Below are 15273 nucleotides of genomic sequence, written 5' to 3'. Positions count from 1 at the left end.
GATCTAAAGCGCAACAAACTATTGAGCCTGGATGATGCTCAACCGCTCACCCACCACCATCTCCGTGATCCAGTCCACCAGGATGGAGGTGTAGGCCTGCTGGGACACCGGATCGCTGAGGGAATGATCGGCCCCGTCGATGATGCGGTGAGTCAGTGAATGCGTCTGCTGGCACGCCGCGCGGTAACTCATGATGGTGGCGTGGGGCACATGGTCGTCGGTTTCCGACTCGACGATCAGCACGTCGCCGGTAAACGCCGAACACGCGTGCAAGGCGCGATTGGTCTCGGCGTGGACCAGGGTGCTGCGGTAATCCATCAAATCCATCTTGTCCAGATCGCGCTTGGGCTTAAGCCATTCGTCGTCGCGGTACAACGCAGGCACGCGCAACGCCAGCCAGCGCACCGGACGCAAGGAGGTGAGAATCGCCGCCAGGTATCCACCGTAACTGGTGCCGACGACGGCCACCGCCGAGGTGTCGATGGCCGGGTGTGACAACAGCCGGTCGTACGCCGCCAGCAAGTCGCGCAGGTTGTCGTCGCGGGTCACACGGGCTAACGGAATGCCGGAGCCGGCGTGGCCTCGCAGGTCGAAGGTCAGGCACACGCACCCGAGGCCGGCGATGCCCTTGGCACGTTCAAGGTCGCGCTCCTGGCTCCCGCCCCAGCCGTGCACGAACAACACCCCCGGCACTTTGGATTTGGGGCTGAGGAAGGTGCCGCTCATCTGTTCGTCGTCGATATCGATCGCAATGCTTTCGCTTCTAGCCGTCATAAGATTTAACCGTCACGTACTTGAGAAGAAACTCGCTGTTTTCCGCCGGGCCGCGATACACCTCGATGGCATCAGCCGGCAACGGTTCGTCCACGTAGGTTTCCACCGAGGACACATGGATCGCGCGCAGGCCAGGGTTGTTGATAAAACTCTGCAACGCCGCGACTTCCGCACTGCTCGCCCCGCCCATGCGCCAGGACTGCTCGAGCACGCCGCTGCGACGCTGGCCGTCACTGTCCAGGCCTTGGGCGATGTCGTAGTTGCGCCGTGAGGCATAAAAGCCAGGGTAGGCCTCATCGGCGGCATTGTCGAAAACCTGGGCTTGCTCAATGGCTTCACGCACGTCGTCGGGCAAGTCGAGCAGCAACAGGTCGGCGTAGCCTCCCGGCACCACCAGCAGGTCGGAGCCGCCGTAGACGTCTTCGCCCTGCCCGTCTTCCGTCAGGTATTGCTCGCCGCAGTAACTGAACACGTGCCCGCCGATAAAACTTTGGCCGACGCTGTGGGTGACCACATCGTGCAGGTCCTGCTCCAGCACCACGCCTTCGCTGAACAGCTTCGCAGCGTCAGGTCGCGCCAGCACAGCGTCGAATTCGTCGAGGCTGTGGATAACTTCCTGCCCGCGCCCCGCACAGGCGTGCACAGGTTTTATACGGATTGGCCCGCTGTAGAGCAAGCGTGTGGCGGCAGGCCGTGCGTCCTCAAAGGCGAAAACGCTCAAGCCATCCAGCACGACGTTTCGCACACGCTCGCAGAACAGCGCAGACCAACCTTCCGGCGCTTTGGCCTCGGGGCCGAGCAGGCCATGACTGATGGCCTTGGTGCAGATGAAGTCGTGGTCGACGTAGCCGCCCCACAAATCCTCAGGCCCTTTGATATTGAGCGTTCGAGCCTGCGCCGGGCCGACCAGGGTTTGCGTGGGCAGCAGGTAAAGCGCTCGCCCCGCATGCCGGTCGGGGTCATAGCTGCCGCCGAATTTGAGCCCCAGGATCTGCGCCAGCCAGCGCGCCAGGGCGCGGTTGGTCTCGACCTCATGCAGCGGCGCGCCCTCGCGTATGGAATGCGCGACTACCAGCTTCTTGCGTTGAATCGGGGTCATGCGTCCCCCTTGGCCATCCAGCCATGTGTGTGCAGAGAAGGCTGCAGGGATCAGGCCAAGGCTGTTTCAGGGGAGAAGGTTCTCAAATCAAGCAGTTGCCGGAAAACCGATGGCAGTTGGCCTGCCTCATTCTGCACGACAGTGCTTCAGCGCCGCGGCGTTCTGCACGATTCAGACGCCAAAGCGGCTGCGGTAATCGCTGGGCGCCATGCCGGTGATCTTCTTGAAGATAGCGCGAAAGGCACTGGGGTCCTGGTAACCCACGGTCCAGGCAATATGGTCGATAGTGCCGTTGGTGAACTCAAGCATCTGCCGTGCCTTGCCCACGCGCAGGTGCTGGCAGTATTCGGTGGGTTTCAAGCCGGTGGCGTTGCGAAAACGCCGCAGGAACGTACGCTCTTCCAGGCCCGCCTCCTGAGCCATCGCCGCCACGCACACATCCACCGCACCGCTGGCCTGCAGCCAATGCTGAACCTTGAGGATGGCTGCGTCACCGTGGCCGAGAATGGGCGCGAAGTTACTGCCGCACTGGCTGGCGCTGTCACTGTGCTCGATCACCAGGAAACGCGCTGTGTCGGCCGCGACGCTTGGGCCCATCAGGCGATCGACCAGGCGCAGGCCGAGTTCGGACCAGGCCATCAAACCGGCGGTGGTGATCAGGTCGCCGTCATCGACAATGGGTTTGTTCGCTTCCAGGCGTACGGCCGGGTAGCGGGCCGCGAAGGATTCGGCGGAAGACCAATGGGTGGTGGCGCTGCGCCCGTCGAGCAGTCCACTGCGCGCCAGCATGATCGAGCCCACACACACGCCGCCCAACACCGTGCCGGCCGTGTGTTGCCGGCGAAGCCATTCCAGTAGCGCAGGGGGCGCCTGGTCTTCGGTGAACTCACCCATCGACGGCGGTACCAGTACGGCCATCAACGGTTGATCGGGGCCGGGGGCACTGCTGAACACGCGCACGGGTGTGCCGCTCGCCTCCACCTGCCAATGGCTGACCCGCAGCAACGGCAATTGCGCGGACTGGTGCTCGGCGGCGATGCGATTGGCCACGCCGAACAGGTCGGTCAGGCCATGCACGGCCGCCCATTGCGCGCCTTGGTAGATCAACACGCCCAGCTCAACAACGACCATTGTCAGTTTTCCCCCTGTTATTGTCGGTGCAGCCAATCCTAAGTGCAGGCGCCAGCTAACATACTGGGCCCATCAACCCATCACGAGGCAACACACATGGCCAAGCAAGCGCTCATCCTAATCGATATCCAGAACGACTACTTCCCCCAGGGCAAGTGGCCACTCGACGGCGTGGAGGCCGCGGCAGACAAAGCCGCGCAGGTGCTGCATGCTTTTCGCCAGGCCGGCGATGCAGTGATTCATGTGCGTCATGAGTTCACGTCCGATGAAGCGCCGTTCTTCACGCCAGGCTCCGAGGGCGCGCACCTGCATAGCAAAGTGCTGAACGAGGGCAATGAGCCGGTGGTGCTCAAGCATTTCGTGAATGCGTTTCGCGAGACCAACCTGCGTGCCTTACTGGAGCAACGCAGCATCACCGAAGTGGTGGTAGTCGGCAGCATGAGCCACATGTGTATTGACGGCGTGGTACGGGCGGCGGCGGACCTGGGTTACAAGGTCACGGTGATTCATGATGCGTGTGCGACGCGGGATCTGGAATTTAATGGCACGGTGATTCCGGCGGCGCAGGTGCATGGGGCTTATATGGCGTCGCTGGCGTTTGGTTATGCGGGCGTGGTGTCGGCGGATGAATACTTGAAGGCGCAAGCGGCGTCTTGACCACCGCTTGCTCAGGGCATATCAGCGAGTCGCGATGATGAACAAGCGCGGGAATGGCAGCAGTACGGTGCCGTCAGCCAGCGCTGGGTAAGCCTGGGTGATCCGCGCTTTGTATGCCTGAAGAAAAGCGGCTTTTTCTTCATCACTCAACGGCGCCAGGAATGGACGTAGGGCTGAGGCCTTGAACCATTCCACCACGGCGCCGTGGTCCGCCAGCGGGTGCTGATAGGTGGTGCGCCACACATCGACGGTGCTGCAATGTGTGCTCAGCAGCTCGTAGTAGTCACTCGCGGTGTGGCGCTCATTGTGTTTGACCGCGCCGATTTTGGCAGACCATGGGCCATCGGCCGCGACTTCGCGGGCGAGACGGTGGGCGGGTTCATCAAGGTTGTCCGGGGTTTGCACCGCCAGCGTGCCGCCTTGCGTCAGGTGCTTGACCAGGTGCGGATACAGCGTGGCGTGGTCCGGCAGCCATTGCAGGGACGCGTTGGCCAGGATCACATCGAAGGCTTGCGCGGGGTTCCAGGCACCGATATCCGCCAGCTTGAAGTTCAGCGCGGGGAGGCGTTTACGGGCGTCGGCCAGCATGTCGTCGGAGCTGTCCATGCCGGTGACGTGCGCGTGCGGGAAGCGCGCAGCCAGCACCTCCGTGGAGTTGCCGGGACCGCAGCCCAAGTCCACGGCATGGCGCACTTCAGCATTCGGAATGGCCGCGACCAAGTCACGGACAGGACGGGTGCGCTGCTGTTCGAACATCGTGTACTGCTGGGCTGACCAGGTCATCACGGCTTTCCTTGTTTTGAGGGTGGGCGACAGCCTAATTCTTGTGACCTGCAATGCACAAACGCCAGTGCCTGTTCATGCCGGCGGAAAGAGCATCGTCGCCAATTAAAGGTGAGCAACCTCCAGACGCCGCCCCATCACCTCTCCACGATGAAAGGCCGCTATGGCCTGATCGATTTCCTCCTGACACTCAGGGAAAAATTCAATCACCCACTCACGAATTCTCTCGAGTAAACCTTCGTCTCGCTTTATTTCATTTTTCAAAAACACCGCGTACCCATAGGAAAGGGTTAACACTTCATCTGACGCAAAAAAACGTAACCACTTAACCATCGCCTCCACATCACCACCAAAATTCAACATCAGATCAAGGCACCTGATGAGCTGCGCCGACGCGTTGTGCAACGTGTAATCACCCATCGTTAAGCACGCCTGACAGTGTTCGCCGGCAATCTCCTCAAGCAATGCGAAGCCACTCTCATCCAGTTCCTCGGACTCATCCAGACTAATCGCGCCATGGTTTGCCCGATTGCGCTCGGCCAGCAGAAACCTGATCGTGCCGCTCTCCACTTCAACCACGAAAAGGAAGACAGGCAGTGGCGAAATAGAAAGATAGTTTTCAGTACTTTGCTTGAGTTTCAGGGCTCGTACCTTCTTCCTGGAGCCTTTGACTTGAACCTTGAAGAGGATCCCAGTCGCATGACCACGCTCGCTGAATACTTCAACCTCGCCGTCGATGCCATAGTCTTTATCTTTTTCCAGACGGCGATAAATCCAGCCCCTCGCCGTGATAGCCCGTTCTACCAGAGACTCAGCCAGAGTCCCTATGACGTGAGAAGCTGGACGTTTAGGTAATGCCCTCATTGCTAGCTATCCCCCTCCAAAAGTGGCTTACATCATGCGGCCCCTGCTGAGGTCTACAGCGTGGCCAGCCATGTGATCTTTACTTTCTCACAGGCAAAGAAAAAGCCCCGGATGCTTATGCACCGGGGCTTTCAGGGTAAAACTCTACATCAAGTCTCTGAGCCGTATCCTAGAACGGGATATCGTCATCAAAGCTGTCGAAATCCGGAGCCGGTTGCGGAGCGGCCTGTTGTGGCGCTGGACGCGACTCACGTTGTGGCTGCTGGCTTGGCTGTGGACGCGACTGCTGTGGACGCGGTGCCGAGTTGGACATGCCGCCCTGGCCCTGTTGGTCGCCCTGTGGACGGCCGCCCAGCAGTTGCATGGTGCCTTGCATGTCGACCACGATTTCGGTGGTGTAACGCTTGATGCCGTCTTTTTCCCACTCGCGGGTTTGCAGTTTGCCTTCGATGTAGACCTGCGAACCTTTACGCAGGTATTCACCGGCGATCTCTGCAACCTTGCCGAACATCGACACACGGTGCCATTCGGTTTTCTCGACCTTCTGGCCGCTCTGCTTGTCGGTCCACTGCTCGCTGGTCGCCAGACTCAGGTTGGTCACGGCGTTACCGTTAGGCAAGTAGCGAACTTCGGGATCCTGGCCGCACGTACCGACCAATATGACTTTGTTAACCCCACGGGCCATAACGTTCTCCTAGGCTGGGCGCGCTGTCGGCACTGGGTTGACCAGTTGCTCGAGCGTCGCGCGATCCAATAATTCGGTGTCCAATTTGATGTAAATGGCCGCCTCTTCTGCGACCACAACTGCATCTGTTACCCCTACGACGGCCTTCAGGCGCTCTACCAGGCCGCTTTCACGGATCGCCTCAGGCGATAGCGGCAGACGCAGACTTGTGACGTAGGGAGGTTCGCGCATGGTAACAGCAAAGGCGAGCCAAAGTGCAGCCAGCCCGGCGCATCCGAGGAAGACAACCGACAAACCGCCATGCTGGAACATCCAGCCCCCCATGATGCCGCCCAGTGCCGAACCCAGGAACTGGCTGGTGGAATACACCCCCATGGCCGTGCCTTTGCCGCCCGCCGGTGAAACCTTACTGATCAGCGAAGGCAATGACGCCTCCAGCAGGTTGAACGCGGTGAAGAACACCACCGTGCCGATTACCAGCGCCCGCAGGCTGTCGCCGAACTGCCAGAAGAATAGCTCAGTGAGCATCAGCGTCGCGACGGCGCCGAGCAGAACTCGTTTCATTTTGCGTTTTTTCTCGCCATAGATGATGAACGGGATCATGGCGAAGAACGAAATCAGCAGCGCTGTGAGGTAGACCCACCAGTGCTGTTCCTTGGGCAGGCCGGCTTTTTCCACCAGTGCCAGGGGCAGCGCGACAAAGCTGCACATCAGCATCGCGTGCAACACGAAGATACCTAAATCCAGGCGCAACAGGTCGGGATGCTTGAGCGTCGGCAACAGTGCCTTGCGGGCCACACCCGACTCACGGTGCTGCAACGTCCCGGTGGAACGCGGCACCATAAAGGCCACGATCACAATACCGAACAGCGCCATGCCGCCGGTGGCCAGGAACAGCCCGTGCAGGCCGAACGCGCGGGTCAGCAAGGGGCCGACCACCATGGCTACGGCAAATGACAGGCCGATGGTCATGCCGATCATGGCCATGGCTTTGGTGCGATGTTGTTCGCGAGTCAGGTCCGACAACAGCGCCATGACCGCTGCGGAGATCGCGCCGGCGCCTTGCAGGATACGACCGGCGATCACGCCCCAGATCGAATCCGATTGGGCTGCGAGCACACTGCCGAGGGCAAACACGATCAGCCCCAGGTAGATCACCGGGCGGCGGCCAATGCGGTCGGAAATGATCCCGAACGGAATCTGAAAAATCGCCTGGGTCAGGCCATAGGCGCCAATCGCCAGGCCGATCAATGCGGGGGTCGCGCCTGCGAGATCCATTCCATAGGTCGCCAGCACCGGCAACACCATAAACATGCCCAGCATACGGAAGGCGAACACCAGGGCCAGACCGCTTGCCGCTCGGGTCTCGCCGCTACTCATGCGTTCGCTGTGGGGATCGTGCATGGAAAAACCTCGTGTGAACCGGCGGCGATTCTACCAGTCCCATCGATTGAGAGGGTATATGCGGCGCTTTGCCGCGCAGCTTTCATCTAAGGCTGCAAGCGGCCTTTTGACAGTGTATATTCATCCAGTCTTTAGCCGTATACTCCGGCATTATTTACGCCCGCCGTGCGAGGCCATCTTGGACAAGATCCTGATTCGTGGGGCTAGAACCCACAACCTGAAGAATATCGACCTGACCCTACCCCGGGACAAACTGATCGTCATCACCGGCTTGTCCGGCTCCGGCAAATCGTCCCTGGCGTTCGACACGCTGTATGCCGAAGGCCAACGTCGCTATGTGGAATCGCTGTCGGCCTACGCCCGCCAGTTTCTGTCGATGATGGAAAAACCCGACGTCGACACCATTGAAGGCCTGTCGCCGGCGATCTCCATCGAGCAGAAGTCGACTTCCCATAACCCGCGCTCCACCGTGGGCACCATTACCGAGATCTATGACTACCTGCGCCTGCTGTATGCACGCGTAGGTATCCCGCGTTGCCCCGATCATGACATTCCCCTGGAAGCCCAGACCGTCAGCCAGATGGTGGACCTGGTGCTGGCCCAGCCGGAAGGCGCCAAGCTGATGCTGCTGGCACCGGTGATCCGTGAGCGCAAGGGCGAACACCTTTCCGTCTTCGAAGAGCTGCGTGCGCAAGGTTTTGTGCGCGCGCGGATCAACGGCAAGCTGTATGAGCTGGACGAAGCGCCGAAACTCGACAAACAGAAGAAACACTCGATTGATGTGGTCGTCGACCGCTTCAAAGTGCGCGCCGACCTGCAGCAGCGCCTGGCGGAATCTTTCGAAACCGCGTTGAAGCTGGCCGACGGCATTGCCCTGGTGGCGCCGATGGATGACGAGCCGGGCGAAGAGATCATCTTCTCCGCGCGCTTTGCCTGCCCTATCTGCGGCCACGCCATCAGCGAGCTGGAACCCAAGCTGTTTTCCTTCAACAACCCGGCTGGCGCCTGCCCGACCTGTGATGGCCTGGGGGTGAAGCAATTCTTTGACATCAAGCGCCTGGTCAACGGTGACCTGACGCTGGCGGAGGGGGCGATTCGCGGCTGGGACAGGCGCAACGTCTATTACTTCCAGATGCTTGGGTCGTTGGCGTCGCACTATAAATTCAGCCTGGAAGTGCCCTTCAACCAACTGCCGGCGGACCAGCAGAAGGTCATTCTCCACGGCAGCGGTTCACAGAATGTCGACTTCAAGTACCTGAACGACCGTGGCGATATCGTCAAGCGCTCACACCCGTTCGAAGGTATCGTGCCGAACCTCGAGCGTCGGTACCGTGAGACCGAGTCGGCGAGCGTACGCGAAGAGTTGGCGAAATTCCTCAGCACCCAGCCTTGCCCGGATTGCCGCGGTACTCGTCTGCGCCGTGAAGCCCGGCATGTGTGGGTGGGCGAGAAAACCTTGCCGGCGGTGACCAACCTGCCGATTGGTGATGCCTGCGAGTACTTCGGTGTGCTCAAGCTGACCGGTCGCCGTGGGGAAATCGCCGATAAGATTCTCAAGGAAATCCGCGAACGGCTACAGTTCCTGGTCAACGTTGGCCTGGATTACCTGTCGCTGGATCGCAGTGCCGATACCTTGTCCGGCGGTGAAGCCCAGCGGATTCGCCTGGCCAGCCAGATTGGTGCAGGCCTTGTGGGCGTCTTGTACATCCTTGATGAACCGTCGATCGGCCTGCATCAGCGTGACAATGATCGCCTGCTGGGCACGTTGAAACACCTGCGGGATATCGGCAACACGGTAATTGTGGTCGAGCACGATGAAGACGCGATCCGCCTGGCGGATTACGTCGTCGACATTGGCCCGGGCGCTGGCGTGCATGGCGGCCATATTGTCGCCGAGGGCACGCCCGCCGAAGTCATGGCTCATCCGGATTCACTGACCGGCAAATACCTTTCCGGCCGTGTGAAGATCGCAGTGCCTGCAAAACGTACACCGCGCAACAAGAAGCTGGCGCTGCACCTCAAGGGCGCGCGTGGCAACAACTTGCGCAATGTCGACCTGGAGATTCCACTGGGTCTGCTGACCTGCGTGACCGGTGTTTCCGGCTCGGGTAAATCGACGCTGATCAACAACACGCTGTTCCCCTTGAGTGCCACCGCCCTGAATGGCGCGACCACCCTGGAAGCGGCTGCCCACGACAGCATCAAAGGCCTGGAACACCTGGATAAGGTGGTCGATATCGATCAGAGCCCGATTGGCCGCACGCCGCGCTCCAACCCGGCGACCTACACCGGGTTGTTCACGCCTATTCGTGAGCTGTTTGCTGGCGTGCCGGAATCCCGCTCAAGGGGTTACGGGCCTGGCAGGTTCTCGTTCAACGTCAAAGGCGGTCGCTGTGAAGCCTGCCAGGGCGATGGCTTGATCAAGGTGGAGATGCACTTCCTGCCGGACATCTACGTGCCGTGCGATGTATGCAAGAGCAAGCGCTACAACCGCGAAACCCTGGAGATCAAGTACAAGGGCAAGAGCATCCACGAAACCTTGGAAATGACCATCGAGGAAGCACGGGTGTTCTTTGATGCGGTCCCGGCGTTGGCGCGCAAGCTGCAGACACTGATGGACGTGGGTTTGTCGTATATCAAGCTGGGCCAATCGGCGACCACGCTATCGGGTGGTGAGGCGCAGCGGGTGAAGCTGTCTCGCGAGCTGTCCAAGCGCGATACCGGTAAGACCCTGTATATCCTCGATGAGCCGACCACCGGCCTGCACTTCGCGGATATCCAGCAACTGCTGGACGTGTTGCACCGCCTGCGCGACCACGGCAATACCGTGGTGGTGATCGAGCACAACCTTGATGTGATCAAGACCGCGGATTGGCTGGTCGACCTGGGGCCGGAAGGCGGCTCCAAGGGTGGCCAGATCATCGCCGTTGGCACACCGGAGCAGGTCTCCGAAATGCCACAGTCGCACACCGGTTACTACTTGAAACCGTTGTTGGCACGCGACCGGGCCTGAGTTATTCAGGCCCAATAAAAAGCCCCTGTCACTTTGCAGTGACAGGGGCTTTTTTATAGCCGGAATCAGAACTGCGATTGCAGGTAATTCTCCAGGCCCACCAGCTTGATCAGGCCCAGCTGCTTTTCAAGCCAGTAGGTATGATCTTCTTCGGTGTCATTCAACTGCACCCGCAGAATTTCCCGAGTGACATAGTCGTTGTGCTGCTCGCAGAGCTCGATGCCCTTGCAGAGCGCGGCACGGACCTTGTACTCGAGGCGCAGGTCGGCAGCGAGCATGTCAGGTACCGTGGTGCCCACATCCAGATCATCGGGACGCATACGCGGCGTGCCTTCGAGCATGAGGATACGGCGCATCAGTGCGTCGGCGTGCTGTGCCTCTTCTTCCATCTCGTGGTTGATACGCTCGTAGAGCTCGGTAAAGCCCCAGTCTTCGTACATGCGCGAGTGGATGAAATATTGGTCACGAGCAGCCAGTTCGCCCGTCAGCAACGTGTTGAGGTAATCGATTACGTCGGGGTGACCTTGCATCGCCCTACATCTCCCTGCTTGAAAGTCTGTAGTTTGAACCATGATGACTTGAAGGTCACGGGACCAACGGCAGAAAAGTGAACATTTCCGGAGAAAAGTAGCTGAAATAACGCAAAAACCGCCCAAATGAGGGCGGTTCTGCTTATCGTTTAGAGTTAGTTAAGCGATACACCCAGTGCAGATGCGACCCCTTCTCCATAAGCAGGATCTGCCTTGAAGAAGTACTGCAACTGACGCTGAACAACGTCGCTGGAAACGCCCGCCATGGCGCCGGCAATGTTGTTGATCAGCAGGGCTTTCTGCTCATCATTCATCAAGCGGAACAACGCACCGGCGTGGCTGTAGTAATCGCTGTCTTCGCGATGATCATAACGATCCGCCGCGCCACTCAGTGCCAATGCCGGCTCGGCATACTGCGGAGCCTGCTTCGGTGCATCGGCGTAGCTATTTGGCTCGTAGTTTGGAGCCGCGCCGCCATTGCTGCCGAATGCCATCGAACCATCACGCTGGTAGCTGTTAACCGGGCTGCGTGGCGCGTTCACCGGCAGGTGCTGGTGGTTGGTGCCGACACGGTAGCGGTGGGCATCAGCGTAAGCGAACACACGACCTTGCAGCATGCGGTCCGGCGACAAACCAACACCCGGAACCATGTTGCTTGGACCGAAAGCCGCCTGCTCAACCTCAGCGAAGTAGTTAAGCGGGTTACGGTTCAGCTCCAGCTCACCGACTTCGATCAATGGGAACTCTTTCTGCGACCAGGTCTTGGTCACGTCGAAAGGGTTCTCGTAGTGAGCGCTGGCCTGGGCTTCAGTCATGATCTGGATGCACACACGCCATTTCGGGAAATCACCGCGTTCGATAGCGCCAAACAGATCGCGTTGGGCGTAATCAGGGTCGGTACCGGCCAAGCGTGCAGCGTCAGCAGGCGACAGGTTCTTGATGCCTTGCTTGGTCTTGTAGTGCCATTTGACCCAGTGACGCTCGCCCTTGGCGTTGATCAGGCTGTAGGTGTGGCTACCGAAGCCGTGCATGTGGCGGTAGCCGTCCGGGATACCACGGTCCGAAAACAGGATGGTGACCTGGTGCAACGCCTCAGGGGAGTGCGACCAGAAGTCCCACATCATCTGCGCACTTTTCAGGTTGCTTTGTGGCAGGCGCTTTTGGGTGTGGATGAAGTCAGGAAACTTCAATGGGTCACGAATGAAGAACACAGGGGTGTTGTTACCCACGATGTCCCAGTTGCCCTCTTCGGTATAGAACTTCAGGGCGAAACCACGAGGGTCACGCTCGGTGTCAGCCGAACCGCGCTCACCGCCCACAGTGGAAAACCGCAGGAACGTCGGCGTTTGTTTGCCGATGGACTCAAACAGCTTGGCGCTGGTGTATTGCGTGATGTCTTGTGTGACCGTGAAGGTGCCATAGGCGCCCGAACCCTTGGCATGTACACGACGCTCAGGAATGTTTTCACGGTTGAAGTGGGCAAGCTTCTCGATCAGGTGAAAATCGTCGAGCAGCAAAGGGCCACGCGGGCCGGCGGAACGGGAATTCTGATTGTCCGCAACGGGAGCTCCGCTGGCGGTAGTAAGGATTTTATTCTGGCTCATGCTCAATTTCCCTCAGGTCGGACTTGGAACTGCCGGCTAATCGGCTTGGAGGGAGTATTGATCATCAATATGACGCCTACAAATTCATTAAATTGTAGTCACCGATAGAAAATAACTACCAATATCCCCAAGCCTAATAGTGCCGAGCATAGCTCGAGTAAGCTTGTACAAATCGCGCTTTTATTACGCGCACAAAAAACCGGGCACTAGGCCCGGTTCTTCGTTACAGCTTGTCGTCTTACTCGGCGCTTACAGCTTCGCCGGCAGTAGCACGATCAACCAACTCGACGTACGCCATAGGCGCGTTGTCGCCAGCGCGGAAACCGCACTTGAGGATGCGCAGGTAGCCACCCTCACGGGTAGCGTAACGCTTGCCCAGGTCGTTGAAGAGCTTACCAACGATAGCTTTCGAACGAGTACGGTCGAAAGCCAGACGGCGGTTAGCCAGGCTGTCTGTCTTGGCCAAAGTGATCAGCGGCTCAGCAACGCGACGCAGTTCTTTAGCTTTCGGCAGTGTAGTTTTGATCAGCTCGTGCTCGAACAGCGACACCGCCATGTTTTGGAACATGGCCTTGCGGTGCGAGCTGGTACGGCTCAGGTGACGACCACTTTTACGATGACGCATGGTTCATTCCTTACCAAACTCACGTTCGGTGATTACGACGATCAGGCAGTCGCCTTGTCGTCCTTCTTAAGACTTGCAGGCGGCCAGTTGTCGAGGCGCATGCCGAGGGACAGACCGCGGGAGGCCAGAACGTCCTTGATTTCAGTCAAGGATTTCTTGCCCAGGTTCGGAGTCTTCAACAGTTCTACTTCGGTACGCTGAATCAGGTCACCGATGTAGTAAATGTTTTCCGCCTTAAGGCAGTTAGCCGAACGTACAGTCAGTTCCAGATCGTCAACCGGGCGAAGCAGGATCGGATCGATCTCGTCTTCCTGCTCGATTACCACTGGTTCGCTGTCACCTTTGAGGTCGACGAACGCAGCCAACTGCTGTTGCAGGATGGTTGCAGCGCGACGGATAGCCTCTTCAGGGTCCAGAGTACCGTTGGTTTCCAGATCAATAACCAGCTTGTCCAGGTTAGTACGCTGCTCGACACGGGCGTTTTCCACCACGTATGCGATACGGCGAACCGGGCTGAACGAAGAGTCAAGCTGCAAGCGACCAATGCTGCGGCTTTCGTCTTCATCGCTCTGACGCGAGTCGGCCGGTTCATAACCACGACCACGAGCTACGGTGAGCTTCATGTTCAGGGCGCCGTTAGACGCCAGGTTAGCGATTACGTGATCGGGGTTAACGATCTCGACATCATGATCCAGCTGAATATCGGCAGCGGTAACCACCCCCGAACCCTTCTTCGACAAGGTCAGCGTAACTTCGTCACGGCCGTGCAGCTTGATAGCCAGACCTTTAAGGTTCAACAGGATTTCAATTACGTCTTCCTGTACACCTTCGATGGCGCTGTACTCGTGGAGCACACCGTCAATCTCGGCCTCGACTACTGCACAGCCGGGCATTGAGGACAACAGGATGCGGCGCAGCGCGTTGCCCAGGGTGTGGCCAAAACCACGCTCGAGAGGCTCGAGAGTAATTTTGGCGCGGGTTGGACTGACAACCTGCACATCAATGTGGCGGGGTGTCAGGAACTCATTTACCGAAATCTGCATGGATGCACCTATTTTCTAGCCCTTACTTGGAGTAGAGCTCGACAATCAGGCTTTCGTTGATGTCGGCGGACAGATCACTGCGAGCAGGAACGTTCTTGAAAACGCCCGACTTCTTCTCAGTGTCTACTTCTACCCATTCTACGCGGCCACGTTGGGCACACAGATCGAGAGCTTGGACAATGCGAAGTTGGTTTTTTGCTTTCTCGCGGACTGCGACCACGTCACCAGCACGAACCTGGTAGGACGGAACGTTTACGGTCTGACCGTTAACGCTGATCGATTTGTGCGATACCAGCTGACGGGATTCGGCACGAGTCGAACCAAAGCCCATACGGTATACAACGTTGTCCAGACGGCATTCGAGCAGTTGCAGCAGGTTTTCACCGGTTGCACCTTTCTTGCCAGCAGCTTCTTTGTAGTAGCCGCTGAACTGACGCTCGAGAACGCCGTAGATACGACGGACCTTCTGCTTTTCACGCAGTTGGGTGCCGTAATCGGACTGGCGACCGCGGCGTTGGCCGTGGATACCAGGTGCTGCTTCAATGTTGCACTTCGATTCGATCGCGCGCACGCCGCTCTTCAAGAAGAGATCGGTGCCTTCACGACGAGCGAGTTTGCATTTTGGACCAATGTAACGAGCCATTCTTTACAATCTCCTGGATTACACGCGGCGCTTCTTCGGCGGACGGCACCCGTTGTGCGGGATTGGCGTCACGTCGGTGATGCTGGCGATCTTATAGCCACAGCCGTTCAAAGCACGGACAGCAGACTCACGACCTGGACCTGGACCTTTGACGTTAACGTCGAGGTTTTTCAGGCCGTATTCCAGCGCAGCTTGACCAGCACGTTCAGCAGCTACTTGAGCAGCAAACGGGGTGGACTTGCGGGAACCGCGGAAACCCGAACCACCGGAGGTAGCCCAAGAAAGCGCGTTACCTTGACGGTCGGTGATGGTCACGATGGTGTTGTTAAAAGATGCATGGATGTGGGCGATGCCATCAACCACTGTCTTTTTAACTTTTTTACGAGGACGAGCAGCAGGTTTTGCCATGATAATTTTC

The 15273-nt window shown here is 58.7% G+C and carries 15 protein-coding genes; 2 read left to right on the top strand and 13 right to left on the bottom strand.

The window, feature by feature from the left end; all coding sequences use genetic code 11:
• Positions 1-18: 18 nt before the first annotated feature.
• The 3 genes from K7431_RS10250 to K7431_RS10240 form a co-directional block, all read right to left on the bottom strand.
• A complete protein-coding gene (locus K7431_RS10250; protein ID WP_015886124.1) occupies positions 19-774 on the bottom strand; it encodes an alpha/beta hydrolase family protein in 756 nt (251 codons plus the stop codon).
• Positions 764-1873, bottom strand: a complete 1110-nt coding sequence (locus tag K7431_RS10245) for a DUF3182 family protein (RefSeq protein WP_015886125.1) — start codon at positions 1871-1873, stop codon at positions 764-766. Before K7431_RS10245 ends, K7431_RS10250 begins: the two co-directional genes overlap by 11 nt.
• Positions 1874-2044: 171 nt before the next feature.
• The gene (locus K7431_RS10240; protein WP_043205977.1) at positions 2045-3004 is read right to left on the bottom strand and encodes a GlxA family transcriptional regulator; all 960 of its coding nucleotides are present in this window, start codon (positions 3002-3004) and stop codon (positions 2045-2047) included.
• Positions 3005-3100: 96 nt separating this feature from the next.
• Here K7431_RS10240 and K7431_RS10235 point away from each other — a divergent pair, with 96 nt between their 5' ends.
• Complete coding sequence (locus K7431_RS10235) at positions 3101-3661, top strand: cysteine hydrolase family protein (RefSeq protein WP_015886127.1); 561 nt, start codon at positions 3101-3103, stop codon at positions 3659-3661.
• 21 nt (positions 3662-3682) lie between these two features.
• On the opposite strand, the gene tam is transcribed toward K7431_RS10235, so the two are convergent.
• The 4 genes from tam to K7431_RS10215 all read right to left on the bottom strand — a co-directional run bounded on the left by tam (position 3683) and on the right by K7431_RS10215 (position 7397).
• On the bottom strand, positions 3683-4444 hold the full coding sequence (gene tam / locus K7431_RS10230) for a trans-aconitate 2-methyltransferase (protein ID WP_015886128.1): 762 nt from the start codon (positions 4442-4444) through the stop codon (positions 3683-3685).
• Positions 4445-4549: 105 nt separating this feature from the next.
• On the bottom strand, positions 4550-5308 hold the full coding sequence (locus tag K7431_RS10225; protein ID WP_015886129.1) for a DUF4365 domain-containing protein: 759 nt from the start codon (positions 5306-5308) through the stop codon (positions 4550-4552).
• Positions 5309-5477: 169 nt separating this feature from the next.
• Positions 5478-5993 (bottom strand): single-stranded DNA-binding protein, encoded by a 516-nt coding sequence (locus K7431_RS10220; RefSeq protein WP_015886130.1) that lies wholly within the window; start codon positions 5991-5993, stop codon positions 5478-5480.
• A gap of 9 nt (positions 5994-6002) precedes the next feature.
• Positions 6003-7397, bottom strand: a complete 1395-nt coding sequence (locus tag K7431_RS10215) for an MFS transporter (RefSeq protein ID WP_015886131.1) — start codon at positions 7395-7397, stop codon at positions 6003-6005.
• A 178-nt stretch (positions 7398-7575) separates the two neighbouring features.
• Between K7431_RS10215 and uvrA the strand changes: the two genes are divergently transcribed.
• On the top strand, positions 7576-10410 hold the full coding sequence (gene uvrA / locus K7431_RS10210; protein ID WP_015886132.1) for an excinuclease ABC subunit UvrA: 2835 nt from the start codon (positions 7576-7578) through the stop codon (positions 10408-10410).
• A gap of 65 nt (positions 10411-10475) precedes the next feature.
• Here uvrA and bfr read toward each other — a convergent pair whose 3' ends face one another.
• From bfr to rpsK, 6 genes are all read right to left on the bottom strand, one after another.
• Positions 10476-10940: a bacterioferritin gene (gene bfr / locus K7431_RS10205; protein ID WP_015886133.1), complete on the bottom strand. Its 465-nt coding sequence runs from the start codon at positions 10938-10940 to the stop codon at positions 10476-10478.
• A 155-nt stretch (positions 10941-11095) separates the two neighbouring features.
• Positions 11096-12544, bottom strand: a complete 1449-nt coding sequence (locus K7431_RS10200; RefSeq protein ID WP_015886134.1) for a catalase — start codon at positions 12542-12544, stop codon at positions 11096-11098.
• A gap of 238 nt (positions 12545-12782) precedes the next feature.
• Positions 12783-13169: a 50S ribosomal protein L17 gene (gene rplQ / locus K7431_RS10195; protein WP_003176402.1), complete on the bottom strand. Its 387-nt coding sequence runs from the start codon at positions 13167-13169 to the stop codon at positions 12783-12785.
• A 41-nt stretch (positions 13170-13210) separates the two neighbouring features.
• Positions 13211-14212, bottom strand: coding sequence for a DNA-directed RNA polymerase subunit alpha (locus tag K7431_RS10190; RefSeq protein WP_003176403.1), 1002 nt, complete (start codon positions 14210-14212; stop codon positions 13211-13213).
• 22 nt (positions 14213-14234) lie between these two features.
• Complete coding sequence (rpsD, locus tag K7431_RS10185; protein ID WP_003176404.1) at positions 14235-14855, bottom strand: 30S ribosomal protein S4; 621 nt, start codon at positions 14853-14855, stop codon at positions 14235-14237.
• 18 nt (positions 14856-14873) lie between these two features.
• The gene (rpsK, locus tag K7431_RS10180) at positions 14874-15263 is read right to left on the bottom strand and encodes a 30S ribosomal protein S11 (protein WP_002555466.1); all 390 of its coding nucleotides are present in this window, start codon (positions 15261-15263) and stop codon (positions 14874-14876) included.
• Positions 15264-15273: the final 10 nt, after the last annotated feature.

The sequence above is a fragment of the Pseudomonas fluorescens group sp. genome, from assembly GCF_020093335.1.
Taxonomy (GTDB): Bacteria; Pseudomonadota; Gammaproteobacteria; order Pseudomonadales; family Pseudomonadaceae; genus Aquipseudomonas; species Aquipseudomonas petroselini.
Note: the sequence above shows the minus strand (reverse complement) of the source record. Positions and strands in the feature narration are given on the sequence as shown.

What these genes read in the sequence shown, in the direction of transcription:
- K7431_RS10250 (WP_015886124.1), bottom strand. Translation starts at nt 774, where the DNA reads ATGACGGCTAGAAGCGAAAGCATTGCGATCGATATCGACGACGAACAG.
- K7431_RS10245 (WP_015886125.1), bottom strand. Translation starts at nt 1,873, where the DNA reads ATGACCCCGATTCAACGCAAGAAGCTGGTAGTCGCGCATTCCATACGC.
- K7431_RS10240 (WP_043205977.1), bottom strand. Translation starts at nt 3,004, where the DNA reads ATGGTCGTTGTTGAGCTGGGCGTGTTGATCTACCAAGGCGCGCAATGG.
- K7431_RS10235 (WP_015886127.1), top strand. Translation starts at nt 3,101, where the DNA reads ATGGCCAAGCAAGCGCTCATCCTAATCGATATCCAGAACGACTACTTC.
- tam (WP_015886128.1), bottom strand. Translation starts at nt 4,444, where the DNA reads ATGACCTGGTCAGCCCAGCAGTACACGATGTTCGAACAGCAGCGCACC.
- K7431_RS10225 (WP_015886129.1), bottom strand. Translation starts at nt 5,308, where the DNA reads ATGAGGGCATTACCTAAACGTCCAGCTTCTCACGTCATAGGGACTCTG.
- K7431_RS10220 (WP_015886130.1), bottom strand. Translation starts at nt 5,993, where the DNA reads ATGGCCCGTGGGGTTAACAAAGTCATATTGGTCGGTACGTGCGGCCAG.
- K7431_RS10215 (WP_015886131.1), bottom strand. Translation starts at nt 7,397, where the DNA reads ATGCACGATCCCCACAGCGAACGCATGAGTAGCGGCGAGACCCGAGCG.
- bfr (WP_015886133.1), bottom strand. Translation starts at nt 10,940, where the DNA reads ATGCAAGGTCACCCCGACGTAATCGATTACCTCAACACGTTGCTGACG.
- K7431_RS10200 (WP_015886134.1), bottom strand. Translation starts at nt 12,544, where the DNA reads ATGAGCCAGAATAAAATCCTTACTACCGCCAGCGGAGCTCCCGTTGCG.
- rplQ (WP_003176402.1), bottom strand. Translation starts at nt 13,169, where the DNA reads ATGCGTCATCGTAAAAGTGGTCGTCACCTGAGCCGTACCAGCTCGCAC.
- K7431_RS10190 (WP_003176403.1), bottom strand. Translation starts at nt 14,212, where the DNA reads ATGCAGATTTCGGTAAATGAGTTCCTGACACCCCGCCACATTGATGTG.
- rpsD (WP_003176404.1), bottom strand. Translation starts at nt 14,855, where the DNA reads ATGGCTCGTTACATTGGTCCAAAATGCAAACTCGCTCGTCGTGAAGGC.
- rpsK (WP_002555466.1), bottom strand. Translation starts at nt 15,263, where the DNA reads ATGGCAAAACCTGCTGCTCGTCCTCGTAAAAAAGTTAAAAAGACAGTG.